Below are 18,857 nucleotides of genomic sequence, written 5' to 3'. Positions count from 1 at the left end.
CGCCTCACGGTGGCCGCCACGGAAATCCGGGCGGCCACTGCTGCTTAATCCTCGTCTGTGTCCACCGAGGCGGGGCCTTCGCCCAAGCCGCGGGAGGTGGCAAAGCTCACGCCTTCGAGGAACGCCTTCGCCCTTTCCGTTTCCGGGTAGGCCTCCAGCAGACGCCAAAACGCAGCGTTGTGCCCGGCCACCAGAAGATGCGCCAGTTCATGCAGCAGGACATAGTCAACAACCCATTGCGGCATGGGCTGCAGCTTGTGCGAAAGCCGGATGGTGCCCTCGGACGGAGTAGCCGAACCCCAGCGTGAGTTCTGGTTGGTCACCCAGCGGACCGACGTCGGAACAGCGCGGCCACCAAGGTAGGTGCGGGACAACAGGGCAGCGTGCTGCGCCAAAGCAGAGTCCGACGACGGACGCCTTCTGCCGTCGCCGCTCCCCCGGCGTTCGCCCTTGGCTTTGAGCTTGGCCAACATCCTGCGAACCCATTCGCGTTCCTGCGCCTTGGTGAAACTGGCCGGGATGGCCACAACGGCATTGCCGTCCTCCCAAAAAGCTGCGACCGTGCGCCGGCGGCGCGCGGAACGGCGCACTATGACGGGAGCGCCGTCATCGGTGCGAAGGGGAATCTCCTCGGCCATCAGAGCTCTGCGCTTTCAGTAAGTACCTCCAACACAGCCTCCCCATAGCGCTCCAGCTTCGACGGTCCCACTCCAGCGAGTCCCGCCAACTGCTCCAGGGTTTCCGGCCGCGCCTCCGCTATGGCCGTCAAAGTGGCATCGGTGAAGACTACGTAAGCGGGCACGTCTGCCGATTGGGCCTCCTCGCGACGCCACTGGCGGAGTGCTTCGAAGGTCTGTTCCTGGTAGCTGGGGGGACATTGGTTGCAGCGCCCCACTTTGCGTTCGGCTCCGGTTGCGAGCATGCTCCCGCAAACACGGCACGACGCCGGTGCGGCGGCTTTTCGCCGCGGCGCACCCGCGCGGCTCCTGGCGTTCGCCGATGCGACAGAATCAGGGCGAAGGCCGTCGAGGAACCGTGATGGCTTGCGGTTGGCCCGGCCACCCGGTGTCCGGGCCGCCGACCACGACAGGTTGAGGTGTTCCCGTGCCCGGGTGATTCCGACATACAGCAGCCGGCGTTCCTCATCCACGTCTGCGGGAGAATCCGCGAAGGAGATGGGCATGAGTCCTTCGCTGAGCCCAACCAGGAAAACGGCGTCCCACTCCAGGCCCTTCGCGGCGTGGAGGGAGGCAAGCGTGACTCCCTGGACGGTGGGAGCATGCTGGGCTACGGAGCGTTCCTGCAGCTCATTGACGAATTCCGCCAGGCTGAAGGACTCCCCCCGGCTGACAGCCAGTTCGTCAGCCAAGGCCACCAAGGCAGCCAACGATTCCCAGCGCTCCCGGAGGGCCCCACCGCTATGCGGGGCTGCGTCCGTGTAACCAAGGGAAGCAATGATATCCCGGACAAGCTGGCCCAGGGGTTCCGGGGTTCCTTCCTGGACGGCCCGGGTAGCAGCCCGCAACTGAAGGATGGCATCGCGGACTTCCTTCCGAGCGAAGAACCTCTCTCCGCCGCGAAGCTGGTACCCGATGCCGGCCGATGCCAAGGCCTGCTCGTAGGCTTCCGACTGCCCGTTGGTGCGGAAGAGAATGGCAATCTCGCTTGCCTTGACACCGGCATCCAGCAATTCCTGGATCTTCCCGGCAACCACCGCAGCTTCTGCCTCGTCGTCCGGACATTCAAGGAAACGGGGCTCGGGTCCGGAAGGCCGCTGCGCCACAAGCTTGAGCGGCGAGGCCCACGCGGCATCTGCCACCGGCCCGCCGCTGCGCCTGGAACCGAGGAGGTCGTTGGCCAGTTTCACCACTTGGGGCGTTGAACGGTAATCGCGGACGAGCTTGACCACTGTGGCTTGGGGATACTGCGCCTTGAACCCGAGGAGATGCTTCGGGGAAGCTCCCGTGAACGAATAGATGGTCTGGCTGGCATCACCCACCACGCAGAGCTCGTCCCGGCCGCCCAGCCAAAGATCCAGGAGCCGCTGTTGGAGCGGTGAAACGTCCTGGTATTCATCCACCACGAAGTGCCGGTACTGTTCCCGGACTGTAGCCGCCACCTTCGGATCCTCTTGCAGGATGCCCACGGTAATGAGCAGCACATCCTCAAAATCGATGACGTTGCGGTCCGTCTTGATGTCCTCGTAAGCCTGGAACACCCGTGAAACGGCCGTCAGGTCGAAACCGCCGGGGGTGCCCCTGTCCTTTGCGTTCTCGAGGTAGTTCGCCGGGGTCAGCATGGAAACCTTGGCCCATTCGATCTCTGCGGCAAGGTCCCGGATGGAAGCACGGTCCGTGCTGAGCCGGAGCCTGCGCGAGGCCTCTGCGATCATGGTGGCTTTGTGGTCCAAAAGGTTAGGCAGGGTTCCGCCGATTGCCTGCGGCCAGAAGAACTGCAACTGCCGCAGCGCCGCAGCGTGGAAGGTCCGCGCCTGGACATTGGGAACACCGAGATCACGGAGCCTGCTGCGCATCTCGGCTGCCGCCCGCGCCGTAAACGTAACGGCCAGCAGCCTTCGCGGGGAGTACACCCCCGAGTGCACCCCATAGGCGATGCGGTGGGTAATGGCCCTCGTCTTGCCCGTGCCCGCACCGGCAAGGACACACAAGGGGCCCGTCAGGGTGCTGGCTACTTCCCGCTGTTCCTCATCCAAACCACCGAGTATTCGTTCCTCCAGCGAACCGTCGGCGTCAACCATGCCTTGGGTCACGGCTGGAGGTCTTCGATCACGCCGCCATACCAATGCTCAATCAGGGACCGTGCGATGGACAGCCTGGTGGAAATGGTGATTTCACCGCTCAGCACGGCCGCTTGGAGTTCCTCGCGGCTGAACCACCGCGCACGGGTGACCTCGACGCCGTCGGGCCTGGCGACGGAATCACTGGTGGTGGCTGTGAAACCCAACATGAGCGAAGCCGGGAACGGCCAGGACTGCGAGCCCAGATACTGGCACGCGGTTACGCGAACACCGACTTCCTCCCCGATTTCCCGGACCACGGCCTGCTCCAGGGATTCGCCCGGCTCGACGAAGCCGGCCAGGGTGGAGTAGTTCTTCGCGTCCGTGGGACCGCCGCCGCCCAAGAGCAGACGGCCATCCGGACCCACCACGGTGACAATAATGGCCGGGTCTGTCCGGGGATAGTGCTCGGAGTTGTCCTTGGGGCAGCGCCTCACCCATCCGCCTGCTTCCAGGTCCGTAGGGGTACCGCACTGCGGGCAATGCGTGTGTGTTGCATGCCAGTTGCTGATGGCGCTGGCTTCGATGAACAAAGCAGTATCGCTGGCGTCGAGCCTTCCGGCGACTTCGCGGAAGCCCGCCCACTCAGCGTCAGCCGGTATCACGGACGTGCCTGGCGCCGGGGGTTCAGGGACCGTGAACAGCAGCACTGTGCTGCCTTCCGGAAGGGAGGACGGCCCCAACGTGGTGCCCAGGTAGATTGCAGTGGCCGGGTTGTCTTCCGCCAGTTTCAGGTCCTCCCACAGGCGGAGCGCATCACCAAACCAGAGTCCCTGCTCCGTCACCAGGGCCTTGCGCTGCGAAATGACCATGGCCTGGGCGGTTCCCGAGGCGATCAGGTCCTCCACCATGCCCGGCTTGAGGCGGGCACCAGAGCCACGGTCCACCACGGCAGGACGCACTGGAAGGACGGTGTCCATGAGGTGATTGGCCGGCGCAGGAGACTCCGTGTAGGTCATGTATCTACCGTACTGACTCATGCCGACAAAGAACATTTGGCGGACCCTTGATGTGGATACGTCCGGACAGGCGCTTCGAAGTGCGCTGGAGCCCTGTTTTGCTACGGATCTGGAGACTCGCCGCACTGCATCATGGCCATCGGCTCCGCTCAATCTACCGTTGGAGACGTGAGAAGAACACCGCTTGAACTGGCCGCTGTAGCAACTGCGGCGGTGCCTGGATTGGCGCCGACGGCTACGGCTCATTCTTCCGATGACGACGCCGACTTCGACTCGGCGCTGTTGCTTGACGCGGAAGGCAAGCGGTGGCGTGTCCGATCTCCCCGGCATCCCGAAGCCAGCACCCGGTTGGAATCCGAATTCATGATCCTGCGCGCCTTCGCCCCGGCCATCAGGGCTGAGTTGCCGTTCCATGTGCCCACCATCGCCGGGACTGTCCGGCAAGGGGACCTGACGACGTTCGTCTATGCCCATTTGCAGGGTGCCACGCTCTCCATTGAGGAACTGTCCGCCGGCAACGCGGACCTCGCGCGGGACATCGGTTCTGCCCTGGCAGCGATCCATGACCTGCCGCTGGCGCTGGTCACCAGCGCAGATCTGCCCAGCTACTCGGCCAACGAGTTCCGTCAACGCAAGCTCAACGAGTTGGACCAGGCCGCAACCACTGGCAAGATCCCCGCGGCGCTGCTTCGGCGCTGGGAGCACGCACTTGAAGACGTGGCGCTTTGGCGCTTCAATCCCTCGGTGGTCCACGGAGATCTGCACGAAGACAACCTGATGGTCCAGCACGACGCCGTGACGGCAGTCACCGGCTGGACGGACCTCCGTATCGGAGACCCAGCCGACGACTTCGCCTGGCTGGTGGCCTCCAACGAGGCGCCGTTCATCGACGCGGTCCTGGCACGCTACACCCAGGTCCGACGCGAGACGCCGGACGGCCACCTCCTGCGGCGGGCCGCGTTGCTCGCCGAATTCGCCCTGGCCCAATACCTGGTCAAGGCCATGGCCGCCGGGCACGAGGAGATGACCGCAGAGGCGGAGTCAATGCTCCAGTCCCTTGCCGACGACATCGAAGAACAGGCAAGGCTGGACGAAGCCGAACGCGCAGAGCGCGCGTCCGCCGAAGCTGCCGTGCCCACAGGAACACCCGACGGTGTGCTGCCGGCGGTCAGCGTCGCGACCATTCCAGATGCCGGTGCCGCCTCCGTGTCCGTGTCACCTGTCCCTGCAGAGGAACAGCCAGCCGAGACCGACGCAACGTCCGGCCGCTCAGCAGACGGCGACTCCGATGAAGCCGCTGGTCCGGAGGACACCTCAACGGCCGCCATCGGCGTAGTGAACGTGACCCCGCTCAGGGGCTGAAACCCACGTCACCCGGCAGTTGGCTCAGGAGTCCCCGGCAGATCTGCCCAAGCCTCCGCCTACTGGGTCTCCTGTGCTGGATGGCCCGGGCCGTGATGGTTGAGGGCACGCGCGATGATTCCTTCAAGGTCGGCTGCCTGCCCAAGGTCGTGCGGACGGACCACCGCGTCTTCAGCGACGTAGTAGAAAGCTGCGCTGACATCTTCCAGCGGTACGCCCTTAAGCCGTGACCAGGCCAGCCGGTAGACGGCCAACTGCACAGCCCGGGTAGCCAATTGCTTGCCTGCGGGCCGACGGCCGGTTTTCCAGTCGATCAGTTGCCAGCGACCGTCGGCGTCACGGAACACAGCGTCAATCCGGCCACGGACCACCACGTCCCCGATTTTTGTCTCGACGGGAACTTCCACGAACGCCGGCGCACGGTTGGCCCACTCGGACTGTTTGAAGGCTTCAACCATCTGATCAAGTCCGTAGGCCTCATCGATATGCGCGTCCTGCCCGGGAGCCTCATCGAGATCAAGCATGCCCGTGGTGCCAAAATATTCCTCGACCCATGCATGGAAGGCAGTCCCCTTCCGGGCCGAGATGCCCGGTTCACGGGGCACCGGCCTGCGGAGCTGGCCGAGCACGGCGGCAGGGTCTGCCCCCAGATCCACAAAAAGCGAGGCTGAAATGTGGCTCGGCAAATGGACGTCGCTGTGGGCGTTGGATTGCCGTTGCCGGTCCAGCAGGAGTTGTGCTTCCTGGGCCCAGCGGCCAGCCCTGCTGTTCGGGTCTACGCTGGAGCTCTCCGTTGCTGGCTCATCCAGGTGCGCGAGGACAGCGGAGGCCGCGAGGTCCATACCGACACGCCGGCCGGGAACCAGCCTCAGCCTGTTGCCGGTGCGCGGATCCGACGGCCCCTCCAAGGGATCGTAGGGATAGAGCGCCACCTCAACTGTTGCGGTGAGCGGGCTGGAATCTGGCAGGGACTCCTCCGCAACGGACTCGGGGTGGATGGTGGCCGGGCCGTTGCCCTTGGCCAGCGGCCCCAGTTCAGACAGGAAGGCGGACATCTCCGCAATTCCTGCCCTTGAGCCGTTCCACGCCGCGCTTGAGACCCAGAGAACAAACTTTGCCCGGGTGTATGCCACATACGCGAGCCTGCGTTCCTCGGCCTCACCATGGTGCTGGACGTCCGATTTGAACACCTTTTCAGCGTCCAGCCACCCCTTTTGGTCCGGCTGGTCCAGGTCCCACTGGGGAAGGTCGGCGTGGTCGCCCCTGAGCGGCCAAGGCAACGCCGCCGCCCCGCTGCTCCACCGCGAGTCCCTGCTGCTGGGGAAGGCTCCTGCGTTGAGGCCGGGGACAAACACCACGTCCCATTCCAGCCCTTTGGAAGCATGGACCGTCAGCAATTGGACAGCCTCCCGGTTGGCCTCGACGGGCGCTGCATCCAGGCCACCCTCCTCCGAGGCAGCGGCCTCCAACCAAGACAGGAACGCCAGGAGGTCGATGCGTTGTGAGGTCTGCAGGAAGCCGGCGGCAGCATCCTGGAAGGCATCCAGGTTGCGGCGCGCCTGATGGACGCTGGTTCCCGGTTTGGCGGCGACCTCGATATCCAGGAGCATGGCACGTTCCACTTCGCCGAGGAGCGTGGTGAGGTCATCACCGATGTAGCTGCGCAACGAACGTAATTCGGCAGACAATTTTTGCAAGCGTTGCAAGGCCACGGCGGTCAGCGAGCGGCCGTGGCCCGAGGTCCACCCTGGCCGCGGCAGGAAGTCCAAGGCTTCCACCAAACTGGCCGCGTCGGTGATGTCACTCTCGACCACCACAGCATCAGGGTCTTCGTCATCGTCGGGATAGGCGGTGTGGACATCCGGGTTGGAGCGCCTGCGGGCAAGGTATTTGGACCAGTCCCCCAACGCCATGAGGTCAGCCGGACCAATGCGCCAACGGGCGCCGGCCAGCAGGCGCATCAAGGAGTCGGAGCGACCCGGATCCGCCAAGACCCTGAGCGTGGCCACCAGGTCCACGATTTCAGGGGTATCAAGGAGGCCGCCCAAGCCCACAATCTGGTAGTCAATCCCCTGGAGCTCGAACTCACGGCGAAGGGGTTCCATTTGGGCCCGCCGCCGGCACAGTACTGCCATGGTGGGCTTGACCGGGCTACCGTCCTTTTCCTCCTCGAACACGGTCCGCCGGTAGCGTCGGATATCCTTCGCGATCACTGCGGCTTCGTCTTCGTCGGTACCGAACCGGCCGAGCACCACGCTGCCTTCGGCAGCAACAGGGCTGGGCACCAGCGAAGGAACCTGCACGACGGCGGACATCTCCCGATCGCCTGCCGGACCTCCCGTAACCGCAGCCTTGTTCAACGGCGCGGCGATGGTGTTTGCTGCCTCCAGGATGGTGCGGCCATTGCGCCATGCCGTCGTCAGGAAGGAGGTGGGTGCGACGGCAAATGAAGCGGCACCGGACAGCGGGTCCGTGATGCGCACAGGGAATTCCTGAACGAAGTGGAACAACTGGCCGGCAGACGCACCGCGAAAGCCATAGATGGACTGGTTCGGGTCTCCCACCGCAGTCACAGCATGTCCATTGCCGAAGAGGCGGGAGAACAAGACAAGCTGTGCGTGCGAGGTGTCCTGGAACTCGTCCAGCAAAACCACCTTGTAGCGTGCCCGCTCCGTCGTGGCCGCCTGTGGAATGTCACTGGCGATCCGCGCCGCCAGTGCAACGAGGTCACCGAAGTCCAAGACGCCGCGTTGGCGTTTGGCCTGCTGGTAGCGGACCACCATGTCGGCCACGCTCGCGCGGGTACGGAGCATCGAAGAAAGGTCCTTGGCCGCCTGCGTTGGATTTTTTGCCGCGCCGGCAACATAAGGAAGCTGCTCAAAACCGGACACGCGGTCCAGAATCCACTCGCGGACCGCGGCAGGTTCCTGCAAGTGCTCGGCACATTCTCCGGCCAACTGGATAACGGCGTTGACCAATGTGGACTTGGCGGCCGTAAAGTGCTCGAATTCACCGTCGTAGGCTTCTACAACCTCGCTGGCCAACTGCCACGACTGTGCGCCACCCAGGAGCACGACGTCCCGTTCGATCCCAAGTCGCAGGCCGTGATCGGACACAAGTCCGCTGGCGTACGAGTGGTAGGTGGAAACCTTCGGCTCAAGCTCGTCGGCCTCGGCGAGGCCGGGGGGAAAACCGATCCGACCGTCGTCGGCCGCCGCAATGCGCTGGAGTGTTGCGAGCTTCGCACGTATCCGGCTGGCCAACTCTCCAGCGGCCTTCCGGGTGAAGGTGACGCCAAGAACTTCCTCCGGGCGAACCCAGCCGTTGGCTACGAGCCACACCACGCGGTCGGCCATGGTGGCGGTCTTGCCGGAACCGGCGCCGGCAATCACCAACCGGGGGGCAAGCGGCGACTCGATGATGGATGCTTGCTCCGCCGTAGGCCGGTTCTTTTCACCGAGGATTCCGGCGAGCTCGTCCGGCGAAAAAAGAACCGGAAGCTGTTCCACGGGGTCACCGATGCCACCGGCCCTGGAGAAACCTGCTCCGTCCAGGAGTTCGAGCGTCATTCCGTTACCTGCTTTCCTCGGGCGCACAGTGGACACACATCGGGCAATCGGCAGCCGTGGCCGCCATGTCCACTCTTGCCGGGATCGTGCCTGGCCTCGAACGTGGCCCCCGCCATCAGGTGCGATGCCTCGGTGACCATGGGCTCAGCCCAATTGTCATTGCTGTCCAGCGCCTCCTGTTGCTGGACCACCGGCGTCTTTGTTTTGGTGCCGAGTTGTGCGAGGACTGCTCCGCCGGGTGCCAGCGACCCGTCATCCGCCACTCCTTCCCGGTCCTGGAAGGCCCCCATCAGCACCGCAGCCTGATAGGCCCCGAGTTGAGGGTGCCGGGCTACCTCCGCTTTGCCCGGCTGGCGTTTGCCCGTCTTCAAGTCGACGATGACCAGGCGGCCCTCGGCGTCGATCTCCAAGCGGTCCACCTGGCCCCGCAGAACGGCATGGCGAACAGCAGGCACCGCGGAATCGTTCTCCTCGACCGGGACGCTGAGGTCCGGAAGCCGAACCTCGAAGTCATGCTCGACGCCCACCAAGGACCTGCCTTCGCTCCTCATGACCAGCACGTACTGCGCCAACTTCCTGACCATGAGTTCGGCCCGCTGGAAGTCGAGCTTGCCCTCCCAGTTGTCCTTCATGCCCAAGGTTGGCCACCTGCGGACAAGCTCAGCGACATATTCGGCCCCCGATGCCTCCGGGAACTCCTGTGCGATGCCGTGGACCAGGGTACCGAGGCTGCGGGCGAAATCGGTGGCAGCTTCCCCGCCGGCAGCCTGGACGAACCAGTCGAGGGGAGACTTGTGGACGGCTTCGACCTTAGACGGGGAGACACTGACGGTCCCACCGGCGGGAACGATCGCCTCCTCCGAACTCAGTGGGGCCAGTCCCCACCACGAATCCGGATGCGCACCCGGAGCAGGCGGTTGGGCCGCCGCGAGCTGCGCCAGGACGCGCGCGGCGTCCTGTGCCAGGTGCGGTTCACCCACGCCAGGTTCCGCTGCCTGGGCATGCTGCCGGAGTTCGGCCACGAGCGCCCGAAGCGTCATGGGCCGGTCCACGGGCGTGTACTCCCGCTGGAATTCCCCGGGCGGCAGCGGTGCTGCGTAGTCCAGGAACGCTGAAGGCTGCTCGTCTTCGGACGAGACAGCCGTGCAGATGAGGACTTCGCGGGCACGGGATACCGCAGTGGAGAAGGACCGGAGTTCGTCGTAACGGATATCGCGGAGCCTGCTCAAGGGCCCCCGTCCCAGGGAGTACTCCACGCCGTGCTCCACGGCATCCGCATAAAGCGTGCTGCCCAGCAACTCGCCGCGAAGGCGGGTGTTGGGCCAGACGCCCTCCTGGAGCCCGGCGACGATGACCACGGGCCATTCGCGGCCGGCAGCACTGGCCGGCGTCAACAACTCAACGCATTCTTCAAGCTGGGCACGGGCGGCGAGCGTATCCATGGGCAATTCCTGGTTCAGCAAGTACTCCAGGAATTGTTCGGGCCCGGACCCAGGCAACTGGTCAACGAACCGCTCCGCCGTATGGAACAGGGCCATCATGGCGTCGAGGTCCCGGTCTGCCCGGGCCCCGGCGTTGCCGCCCTCAAGCGCTGCTTCCGACCATCGCGAAGCGAGGCCTGTGGCGTGCCACAACGCCCACAGGACGGATTCAGCATTCGCTCCGGGTTCTTTGACGGCAGCAGTTCCCGCTGCCAGCATCCGGGCGAGGCGGCGGGCCGCACTGGCCTCCATGCCCAACGTGGCGAGAGAGCCCGGTTGCAGCAGGGCTTCCACCAAAAGGGCATCGCTGGAACGGCCCCCGCCGCCTTGCAGCTCTTCGCGTCGCAGGGATTGCCGAAGCCGCCGCAGCTCGATGGCGGAGGCACCGCCAAGACGCGAGGTCAGAAGGGAGACAGCCGCTTCAGGGGTGAGCGTGGCGGGATCGAGGACCACGGCGAAGGCCTGCAGGAGTGGGCGAACGGCAACCTCGTCCCGCACGGCGGAGTCAGCTACCGGCACGCGCACGGGTATCCCTTGGCCGCTCAGATACCGCTGCAGTTGCGAAATCTGCCCGCCATTGCGGACGATCACCGCGATGTGGCTGAGCTCCCTGCCGTCCCGCAACTGGGCTTCCAGGATGCGTTGGGCAACATACCGGTGTTCGTGGACGGTCGACGGGAGAATATGGCCTTCCACCGTGCCGGCTCCGGCGGTTGGGGGCTGGGCAGTGGCCGGCTGGGCTGTGGCCGGCGGGGCGGTGGTCGACTGAGCAGTGGCCGACTGGGCTGTGGTCGGTTTTTCAGTGGTCGGCTGAGCAGTGCTCGGCTGATCAAGGCGGCGCGCCAGCCGGCCACCGGACCGTTGCGAAATCCGCGAAGCGACCCGGTGCCACGCTTCCGCGACATGAACAGCATGCCGATGGGTGATCCCGAGTGGGCGCACCAGGACATTTTCGAGGGGACCGCCCACGAGCGACGGTAGATCAGCCACCAGGTCCGGGCGCGCCCCACGGAAACCCTGGACGACGGTATCCGGCGAGTACGTCACCACGATGTCCTTGTTCTCACCGATATCGGCGAGGAGTTCGAAAACCGCCGGGTTGGACTCCTGGGCGTCGTCCACCAGGATCAGGTGGAGCCGTTCACGCTCGGCGGCGAGGAACGCCGGCGAATCCTGGAAAATCTGGCGCGCGGTAGTGATGATTCCCGCGGGGTCGAAGGCCTCAGGCATGCGCAAGTCCAGCACGTCCCTGTACTCGCGGTAGAGTTCCGCGGCGGCAATCCAGTCGGGCCGCCCGCAATCGCCGGCAAGTGCCGCCAAATCCTCGGCTGTTCGGCCGGATTCGATGATGCGGTCGAACAGCTGCCGGATCTCGTGCCGGAAGCCCCGGGTGGGAAGAGCGGCCGACAAATCGTCCGGCCAGGGCAGCTCGAAGCCGGGCCGGAGGTGCCCTTCAAGCAACTCCTTGATAATGAGGTCCTGCTCCGGACCGGACAGGAGCTTTGGTTGCCGCGGCAGCGGCAGGATACCTTCCGCTTTGGCGCGCCGGATGACATCGAAGGCATACGACGCCCAGGTGCGCGCCGGCGTCGTACTTAAACTGCGGGCGAGCCGTCCCGTGAAAGTGTCCCGCAGCGCCGCGGCGGCATGCCTTCCGGGAGCGAGGATGAGGATGTTTTCCGGATCCAGCCCGTCCTCCATGACCCGCCGCACCGCCGCCTCGACGAGCACGGTGGACTTGCCCGTCCCCGGTCCGCCGGGCACCAGGACCGGGCCGCTCCCCCGGCCCAAGGACACGACTGCCTGCTGGTCCGCGGACAATGCCGGTGCCTCGAAGTGGACTTCGCGCGGTGGAAGCAGGCGCAGTGAGGCCGGGGTCCCCCGGTTCTTGGAAGCTGTTGCGGTCACACAGTCATTTCATCATCGGGCACCGACAAAATATGGAGCTGACGCTCCAACTGGTCCGAGATCACATCAAGGTGGTCGAAATCGGACTCCGTGGGCGACCACCTCGCAGAGGCGAGGTCTACCCGCCAGCGCCCCTCACCGGTCCGCAGGAATTCCGCATGCGCGCCGTGCAGCGGAGTGGACTCCTCAAGGTAGTGCCGCAACGCTTCCGACTCATGCCCGGGCGGAGCTTCGCCGTTGGCCCGCAGGACCCGCCACCAGCAAACGGAACTGCCATAGTGGCTCATCACAGCCCCAACCTGCCGTGGACCACCTGCTCCCAGGAGCTCTGCGATGTCGCCGTAGGAAACCGCGGCACCCGGCGGAATGAGGTCCACCACGGCGAGAACCGCCGTTACGTACTCCATCCGCATGTGATCAGCCTAGCTGCAGGAGTGTCGTGCCCAATAGTGTCGGAGCCAGCCGGTAGCTTGAAACCATGAGTTCCTGGAATACCCTTCCCCGTGCAGCATTCGATCTTGAGACGACGGGGAAGAATTCCCGCTCCGCCCGCATTGTCACAGCATCCATCACTGTTGTTGACGAACATGGCGAGCTGATCAAGGAACACGAATGGTTGGCAGATCCTGGCGTGGAGATTCCGGTCGAGGCCAGTGAGGTGCACGGCATCACCACTGCGAAAGCGCGCGCGGAGGGGCGGCCCGCAGCAGACGTCACCAGGGAAGTCGCCACCGTCCTCCAGGAGCTTTTCGACGCCGGCACCCCGGTTATCGCATTCAACGCCAGCTACGACTTCACGGTCCTCGCAGCGGAGTCGGCACGCCACGGCGTGCCCCAGTTGAGCCGCTTCCCGGTGCTGGATCCGTACGTCATGAACAAGCAGGTAGACCGCTTCAGGAAAGGCAAGCGGACGCTTACCGCCCTGTGCGAGGAATATGGCGTGGACCTGGACAACGCCCATACGTCGGCCGCGGACGCGTTGGCCACACTCAGGGTCCTGGATGCCATGGCCGGCAAATTCCCCAAGTTGCACATGCCTGCTTCCAAGCTGCACCATTTGCAAGTGGACTGGGCTGCCTCGCAGGCTGCTGACTTCCAGCAATACCTGCGGCGGAGCAAGCCCACGGCAGTCATCGAAGGCGAGTGGCCGGTCCTCCCGCCGGAGGACGCCAGCCGCGGCGGGTTCTAGACCGGAGCCCAGCGGGCAGGTTAAGACTTGCGACGCAAGTCACATGATTTTCGGGAACTCCGGAACACGCCGCGAACCGGCGCCGATTTCCCAGACTGGCCCACAGCGTGAACACACCGGGGCCAACACAGCAATCATCGGTGCTTATATTCGGCACAAGTGAATTCAAGCAATCACTTGTTCGATTCACGGCCTCCTGGCGGCGTGGTGACATAATTAAGTTTGGCGGGTTGAAGTCTGCTAAGGCAGCCAAGATCCAGGCGCTGCCACGTTCCCCGCCCACCGCGTAACGTCTCCGTGACCATCGATGAAAGTGATTTCTTCATGAAATTCAAAGCCCCCAAGTGGCTGGCTGCTGCCCCCGTTGCAGCAGCCCTGGTGATCTCCCTCGCAGCTTGTGGCGGAGGTTCCTCCCAGCCCAGCAGCTCAGCTACGGACGCCCTCGCCGGCAGCGACCAGCAGACACTGGACAAGTACACCACCGCCGATGTCACGCCGATCGACAAGATCGACAAGTCCAAGCTTGGCCTCATCACCGACGGCACCCTCCGCGTTGGCACCCTCTCCGACGCTCCGCCGAACATCTTCATTGATCCGTCCGGCAAGTTCACGGGCTACGACAACGAGCTCCTTCGCGCCATTGGCGACAAGCTGGGCCTCAAGGTCGAGTTCGCGTCCACCGATTTCTCGGCCCTGCTCTCGCAGGTGGCGAACAAGCAGTTCGACGTCGGATCCTCCTCGATCTCCACCACGGACGCGCGCCGCAAAACGGTCGCGTTCACCAACGGCTATGACTTCGGCTACATGGCCGTCGTTACCAAGAGCGACGCCAAGGTCACCGGCTTCGCCGACCTCAAGGATGGCGTTCGCATCGGCGTCGTCCAGGGCACTGTCCAGGACGACTATGTCACCAACACGCTCGGCCTTGAGCCGGTCCGTTTCCCCGACTACAACACCGTTTACGGCAACGTGAAGAACGGCCAGATCGACGCCTGGGTTGCTCCGTCCCAGCAGGCTGAAGGCCAGGTCAAGGAAGGCGACAACACCAAGATTGCCGAAAAGGTGGTCAACACCCAGAACTTCACCGCCTACGCCGTGAACAAGGACAACAAGGCCCTCATCGACGCCCTGAACTCCGGCCTGGACGCAGTGATCGCGGATGGCACCTGGACCAAGCTCACCTCCGAGTGGTACAAGGACCGCCAGACTGCCGCAGAGCAGACCCCGCAGGGTTGGAAGCCGGGCAGCAAGGCCGTCCAGCTCCCGGCCAAGTAAACCGGAGGTTCCGTGGATATCCTCAAGCAACTCTCTGACACCTTCCTTGACTGGGAGGCGATGGGCGAAGTCATCCCCAAGATGTTCGCCGTCGGCCTGCCGAACACCTTGGTTCTCGCAGTCATCTCAGGCATCATCGGGACACTGCTGGGCATGGCACTTGCCCTCATGGGGATTTCCCGGAACCCAGTGGCCCGCTGGATCGCCCGTGTCTACACTGACATCCTGCGTGGCCTGCCGCCGGTCCTGACCATCCTGGTGATTGGCTTCGGTTTCGGTCCCATCATCCGCGAACTGACGGGCTCCACGAGTCCCTATCCAATGGCCATCGCCGCGTTGTCGCTGATGTCCGGCGCCTACATCGGCGAGATCTTCCGCTCAGGTATCCAGAGCGTAGACAAAGGCCAGTTGGAAGCTTCGCGTGCCCTGGGGTTCGGCTACGGCGCATCCATGCGCCTGGTAGTGGTTCCCCAGGGCATCCGACGGGTTCTTCCCGCGCTCGTCAACCAGTTCATCGCGTTGATCAAGGAATCCTCCCTGGTATTCCTCCTGGGCCTGCTGGCCTCTGAACGCGAAATCTTCCAGATCGGCAAGGATGCGGCGGCTACCACCGGAAACCTCTCCCCCTACGTTGCTGCAGCTGTGTTCTACCTGGTGCTCACGATTCCGTTGACGCACTTCGTGAACTGGATTGACGCCCGCCTGCGTTCAGGCCGGCCGGAAAAGAAGGAACCGGACGATGCCGCGGCAGTCGTCGGGAAGGGAGCCCAGGCATGAGCGATTTCGCATCAGGATCACTGACGGCAAAGAACATCCACCTTTCGTTCGGCAGCAACCATGTCCTCCGTGGCATCGACCTGCACGTCGAAAAGGGCACCACTGCGTCCGTCATTGGCCCGTCCGGTTCCGGCAAGTCGACCTTGTTGCGCGTCATGAACCGGCTCATCGAGCCGGACCAGGGAGACATCCTGCTCGATGGAAAGTCCGTCCTGAAGGACAATCCGGATGAACTCCGGCGCCGCATCGGCATGGTGTTCCAGCAGTTCAACCTCTTTCCGCACAAGACAGTGGCCGAGAACATCACCCTGGCACTGCGCAAGCTCCGCGGCATGTCCAAGGACCAGGCCCGCGAAGAAGCGCTGAACCAACTGGACCTGGTGGGGTTGAAGCACAAGGCAGACACGCGTCCTGCCAACCTCTCCGGTGGACAGCAGCAGCGCGTTGCGATCGCACGCGCCTTGGCCATGAAGCCGGAAGTGATGTTCTTCGACGAGGCCACGTCGGCTTTGGACCCGGAGCTCGTCAAGGGCGTCCTGGCCCTCATGACGGACCTGGCCCAGGGCGGCATGACCATGGTGGTGGTGACCCACGAGATGGGGTTCTCCCGGAACGTCTCGGATGTGGTGACCTTCATGGATGCCGGCGTCGTTGTGGAGTCCGGTCCACCGGAACAGCTCTTCACTGATCCACGGACGGAACGCCTGCAGGGCTTCCTCTCGGACGTGCTCTAGACGCAGCCGACGCACACAGCGAATCCCCGGCCTCCGCGGCGGTCCCCACGGACCAGCGGAGGCCGGGGATTTGCCGTTTAAGGCTTGGCCGTGGCCTTGACCTGCAGCACAGCCAGGGCTGCGGCATCCACCTTGGCCCGGAACGCGGGATCCGTCTGTGCCTTCTGAACTACGGCCTGGTGCATTTCCGGGATCCGCGCAGGGTCCGCGCAAACCATCATGGTGCCACCGGCGCCAAAGAAGTTGGTGGCCCGCTCTGCACTGGTCCATGGTTCCAGCTGCGCGGCACTGCACATGTCATCGGAGAGGATGATTCCTTTGAACCCTGCGTCCGTCCGAAGCATCGATTCCATCACCACCGGGGAAAACGGCGCAATGTTGGCGGGGTCGATGCGGTCGTAGTAGGCGTTGGACAACATGACCCACTGGGCACCGCCACGGATGGCTGCGTTGAACGGCGCCAAAGCGGGGTCCGTACGGGTAGTTTCTGTATCCCGCACGTCCTTGCTGACATCCGTGTTGGGAACCACCCGGCCCAGTCCGGGATAGTGCTTCACGACGGGCGCCACTCCGGCATCGGCCAAGCCTTGGGCAAAGGCGTTCCCGAGCACAGACACTTGCTCCGGTGTGTAGCCGTACTGGCGCTGGAAGCGTCCGATCGGACCGTTGGATGGAGCAAACTCCGCGCTCTTTACCGTGTCAAGGACAGGGGCCAGGTCCACGTTGACCCCGGCGCTTCGCAGTTCTCTCCCCCACAAGGCCGCGCTGGAACGCAGCTTGTCGGGCCCGAGCCCGGACTGGGCCACGGCCGACGGTATGGCGGAGAACCCGGGCCCGGAGAGAACCTGCACGGTGCCGCCCTCCTGGTCCGTGGCTACGAACAACGGAAGGTTCCCGGTGGTAGCCGGCGAGACCGTGGCCTTCAAGGAAGCCACCACGGCCGCCGTCGCGGCTGCTCCGGCTTTACTGCGTCCGCTCAGGTAGACATTTCCCACGTGGTACTTGCCCAATGCCTCCATGGTCCCGGGGTCGGGGCCCGTTGCCTTGGCCGCGACCATGAACAACTGCCCTGCCCGCTGCTCGAGGCTCAGGGCAGAGAGCTGCCGGGCAGCTGCGTCCTGGGTTGCCGGGGGCGATACCGCCGCTGCGGAGGGGGTCGGCTGCGGGGACGGAGCCGCGTCCGACGGTGCGGCGGCGGCTGAACCAGTGGGCGGGGCCGGAGACGTCGATGAGGGACCGGGTGATTCCGCTGGGGCGGGATTGCCGCCACTGACGGTGCATCCTGAGGCCATTACTGCGATGACTCCTGCCGCCGCAAGTGTGGTGCTGAGCGATGCAATGGTCTTGGTGGTACGCATGGTAAACCGTTGATTCGTTGGGGTTGGGTTTCCCCTACGAGCCTACCCCGCCTACGCAAACGGCGCCTTCGAAAGCTGCTGCCTGCAACTTTCGAAGGCGCCGAAGTCCTGGCCTAGGCTTGGGCGGCGGCAGCAGCCTTGGCTGCGGCCGGAAGCGCGTCGAAAATGCGGTTCATCGCGGCGTCATCGTGAGCCGCGGACAGGAACCAGGCCTCAAAGACGGACGGCGGCAGGTACACGCCGGAGTCCAGCATGGAGTGGAAGAAAGGCGCGTAGCGGAAGGCTTCCTGGGCCTGCGCGTCGGCGTAGTTGTGGACTCCGTTGGCCGAGGTGCCGAAGGAGACAGAGAACAGGTTTCCTGCCCGTTGGATGGAGTGGTCCACTCCGGCGGCGTCCAACGCAGACGAAAGGGCCGCGGAGAGTTCCAGGGAGCGCGCATCAACGTGGGCATAGACCTCGGGTGTTGCGTGGGTCAGCGTGGCAACACCGGCCGCCATGGCAACGGGGTTCCCGGACAACGTTCCGGCCTGGTAAACGGGGCCCAACGGTGCCAGGTAGTCCATGACATCCGCGCGGCCGCCAAGGGCCGCCGTCGGCATGCCGCCACCAATCACCTTGCCAAAGGTGAGCAGGTCCGGTGCCCAACCCTCCTGGCGTCCGGTCAGGCCCCAGTATCCGGCGTAGCCGGTGCGGAAGCCGGTCAGGACTTCGTCCAGGATCAGGAGGGCGCCGTGTTCCTTGGTAATCCGGGACAATCCTGCGTTGAAGCCTTCGGCCGGAGTAACGACGCCCATGTTGGCCGGTGCTGCCTCCGTGATCACAGCGGCGATGTGGCTGCCGTGCGCGGCAAAGGCCTCTTCAACGGCGGCGAGATCGTTGTAGGGCAGGACCAGGGTCTCCGCGGCGGCCGCGGCCGTGACGCCGGCCGAGCCGGGCAGGGCAAGAGTGGCCACCCCTGAACCGGCGGACGCCAGGAGGCCGTCCAAGTGGCCGTGGTAGCAGCCGGCGAACTTGATGATGAGGTTGCGGCCGGTGAAACCGCGGGCCAGGCGGACGGCCGTCATGGTCGCCTCAGTGCCGGTGGAAACCATGCGGAGGCGCTGGACGGCGGACACCCGTTCCTTGACGAGGGCGGCCAGGTTGGCCTCATCCGGAGTGGAAGCGCCGAAAGAGAGGCCACGGTCCACTGCCGCGTGCACAGCATCCAGCACTGCCGGGTGCGCATGGCCCAGGAGGGCAGGACCCCACGAGCAGACCAGGTCCACGTATTCCTTGCCATCTGCATCGGTGAGGTAGGCGCCGTTGGCCGAGACCATGAACTTCGGTGTTCCGCCCACGGAGCCAAAAGCACGGACCGGCGAGTTGACCCCGCCGGGCATCAGGGACTGGGCGCGGTCGAACAGCTGGTCGGACACAGGGGTGTTTGAAGTCATGGTTCCTATTCTTTC

At 64.7% G+C, this 18,857-nt stretch carries 13 protein-coding genes; 5 read left to right on the top strand and 8 right to left on the bottom strand.

Features of this window, described 5'->3' with window-relative positions; all coding sequences use genetic code 11:
* Window positions 1-44 precede the first annotated feature (44 nt).
* From ACH488_RS03290 to nudC, 3 genes are read right to left on the bottom strand one after another with little or no spacing between them, the layout of a single operon-like run.
* Window positions 45-638 carry a M48 family metallopeptidase gene (locus ACH488_RS03290; protein ID WP_397322244.1) on the bottom strand — a complete coding sequence of 198 codons (594 nt, stop codon included), beginning with the start codon at window positions 636-638 and terminating at the stop codon, window positions 45-47.
* Window positions 638-2,758 carry an ATP-dependent DNA helicase UvrD2 gene (locus ACH488_RS03285; RefSeq protein ID WP_397322515.1) on the bottom strand — a complete coding sequence of 707 codons (2,121 nt, stop codon included), beginning with the start codon at window positions 2,756-2,758 and terminating at the stop codon, window positions 638-640. Before ACH488_RS03285 ends, ACH488_RS03290 begins: the two co-directional genes overlap by 1 nt.
* Window positions 2,759-2,766: 8 nt before the next feature.
* Window positions 2,767-3,756 carry an NAD(+) diphosphatase gene (nudC, locus tag ACH488_RS03280; protein ID WP_397322242.1) on the bottom strand — a complete coding sequence of 330 codons (990 nt, stop codon included), beginning with the start codon at window positions 3,754-3,756 and terminating at the stop codon, window positions 2,767-2,769.
* 168 nt (window positions 3,757-3,924) lie between these two features.
* Between nudC and ACH488_RS03275 the strand changes: the two genes are divergently transcribed.
* Window positions 3,925-5,118 carry a macrolide 2'-phosphotransferase gene (locus tag ACH488_RS03275; RefSeq protein WP_397322241.1) on the top strand — a complete coding sequence of 398 codons (1,194 nt, stop codon included), beginning with the start codon at window positions 3,925-3,927 and terminating at the stop codon, window positions 5,116-5,118.
* 59 nt (window positions 5,119-5,177) lie between these two features.
* On the opposite strand, the gene ACH488_RS03270 is transcribed toward ACH488_RS03275, so the two are convergent.
* From ACH488_RS03270 to ACH488_RS03260, 3 genes are read right to left on the bottom strand one after another with little or no spacing between them, the layout of a single operon-like run.
* Window positions 5,178-8,687, bottom strand: a complete 3,510-nt coding sequence (locus tag ACH488_RS03270; protein ID WP_397322240.1) for an ATP-dependent helicase — start codon at window positions 8,685-8,687, stop codon at window positions 5,178-5,180.
* Window positions 8,684-12,076: an ATP-dependent helicase gene (locus ACH488_RS03265; RefSeq protein ID WP_397322238.1), complete on the bottom strand. Its 3,393-nt coding sequence runs from the start codon at window positions 12,074-12,076 to the stop codon at window positions 8,684-8,686. The genes ACH488_RS03270 and ACH488_RS03265 overlap by 4 nt, the downstream gene beginning before the upstream one ends.
* Window positions 12,073-12,489: an MGMT family protein gene (locus ACH488_RS03260; protein ID WP_397322237.1), complete on the bottom strand. Its 417-nt coding sequence runs from the start codon at window positions 12,487-12,489 to the stop codon at window positions 12,073-12,075. Before ACH488_RS03260 ends, ACH488_RS03265 begins: the two co-directional genes overlap by 4 nt.
* Window positions 12,490-12,554: 65 nt before the next feature.
* Between ACH488_RS03260 and ACH488_RS03255 the strand changes: the two genes are divergently transcribed.
* The 4 genes from ACH488_RS03255 (at window position 12,555) to ACH488_RS03240 (ending at window position 16,051) form a co-directional block, all read left to right on the top strand.
* Window positions 12,555-13,265 (top strand): 3'-5' exonuclease, encoded by a 711-nt coding sequence (locus tag ACH488_RS03255; RefSeq protein ID WP_397322235.1) that lies wholly within the window; start codon window positions 12,555-12,557, stop codon window positions 13,263-13,265.
* Between the two features lie 324 nt (window positions 13,266-13,589).
* Entirely contained in the window at window positions 13,590-14,540 is a 951-nt protein-coding gene (locus ACH488_RS03250) for an ABC transporter substrate-binding protein (RefSeq protein WP_397322233.1), read from the top strand.
* Between the two features lie 12 nt (window positions 14,541-14,552).
* Window positions 14,553-15,317: an amino acid ABC transporter permease gene (locus tag ACH488_RS03245; protein ID WP_397322232.1), complete on the top strand. Its 765-nt coding sequence runs from the start codon at window positions 14,553-14,555 to the stop codon at window positions 15,315-15,317.
* Complete coding sequence (locus ACH488_RS03240) at window positions 15,314-16,051, top strand: amino acid ABC transporter ATP-binding protein (protein ID WP_397322231.1); 738 nt, start codon at window positions 15,314-15,316, stop codon at window positions 16,049-16,051. Before ACH488_RS03245 ends, ACH488_RS03240 begins: the two co-directional genes overlap by 4 nt.
* A 77-nt stretch (window positions 16,052-16,128) precedes the next feature.
* On the opposite strand, the gene ACH488_RS03235 is transcribed toward ACH488_RS03240, so the two are convergent.
* Together ACH488_RS03235 and hemL are read right to left on the bottom strand one after the other, a co-directional pair.
* Window positions 16,129-17,409, bottom strand: coding sequence for a glycoside hydrolase family 3 N-terminal domain-containing protein (locus ACH488_RS03235; protein ID WP_397322230.1), 1,281 nt, complete (start codon window positions 17,407-17,409; stop codon window positions 16,129-16,131).
* Between the two features lie 113 nt (window positions 17,410-17,522).
* Window positions 17,523-18,842 carry a glutamate-1-semialdehyde 2,1-aminomutase gene (hemL, locus tag ACH488_RS03230; RefSeq protein WP_397322228.1) on the bottom strand — a complete coding sequence of 440 codons (1,320 nt, stop codon included), beginning with the start codon at window positions 18,840-18,842 and terminating at the stop codon, window positions 17,523-17,525.
* Between the last annotated feature and the right edge of the window lie 15 nt (window positions 18,843-18,857).

Source organism: Paenarthrobacter sp. NPDC018779, assembly GCF_044391085.1.
GTDB lineage: Bacteria > Actinomycetota > Actinomycetes > Actinomycetales > Micrococcaceae > Arthrobacter.
This window is presented reverse-complemented; position numbering and strand designations above follow the sequence as displayed.

What these genes read in the sequence shown, in the direction of transcription:
- hemL (WP_397322228.1), bottom strand. Translation starts at nt 18,842, where the DNA reads ATGACTTCAAACACCCCTGTGTCCGACCAGCTGTTCGACCGCGCCCAG.
- ACH488_RS03285 (WP_397322515.1), bottom strand. Translation starts at nt 2,758, where the DNA reads ATGGTTGACGCCGACGGTTCGCTGGAGGAACGAATACTCGGTGGTTTG.
- ACH488_RS03270 (WP_397322240.1), bottom strand. Translation starts at nt 8,687, where the DNA reads ATGACGCTCGAACTCCTGGACGGAGCAGGTTTCTCCAGGGCCGGTGGC.
- ACH488_RS03250 (WP_397322233.1), top strand. Translation starts at nt 13,590, where the DNA reads ATGAAATTCAAAGCCCCCAAGTGGCTGGCTGCTGCCCCCGTTGCAGCA.
- ACH488_RS03290 (WP_397322244.1), bottom strand. Translation starts at nt 638, where the DNA reads ATGGCCGAGGAGATTCCCCTTCGCACCGATGACGGCGCTCCCGTCATA.
- nudC (WP_397322242.1), bottom strand. Translation starts at nt 3,756, where the DNA reads ATGACCTACACGGAGTCTCCTGCGCCGGCCAATCACCTCATGGACACC.
- ACH488_RS03235 (WP_397322230.1), bottom strand. Translation starts at nt 17,409, where the DNA reads ATGCGTACCACCAAGACCATTGCATCGCTCAGCACCACACTTGCGGCG.
- ACH488_RS03255 (WP_397322235.1), top strand. Translation starts at nt 12,555, where the DNA reads ATGAGTTCCTGGAATACCCTTCCCCGTGCAGCATTCGATCTTGAGACG.
- ACH488_RS03240 (WP_397322231.1), top strand. Translation starts at nt 15,314, where the DNA reads ATGAGCGATTTCGCATCAGGATCACTGACGGCAAAGAACATCCACCTT.
- ACH488_RS03260 (WP_397322237.1), bottom strand. Translation starts at nt 12,489, where the DNA reads ATGCGGATGGAGTACGTAACGGCGGTTCTCGCCGTGGTGGACCTCATT.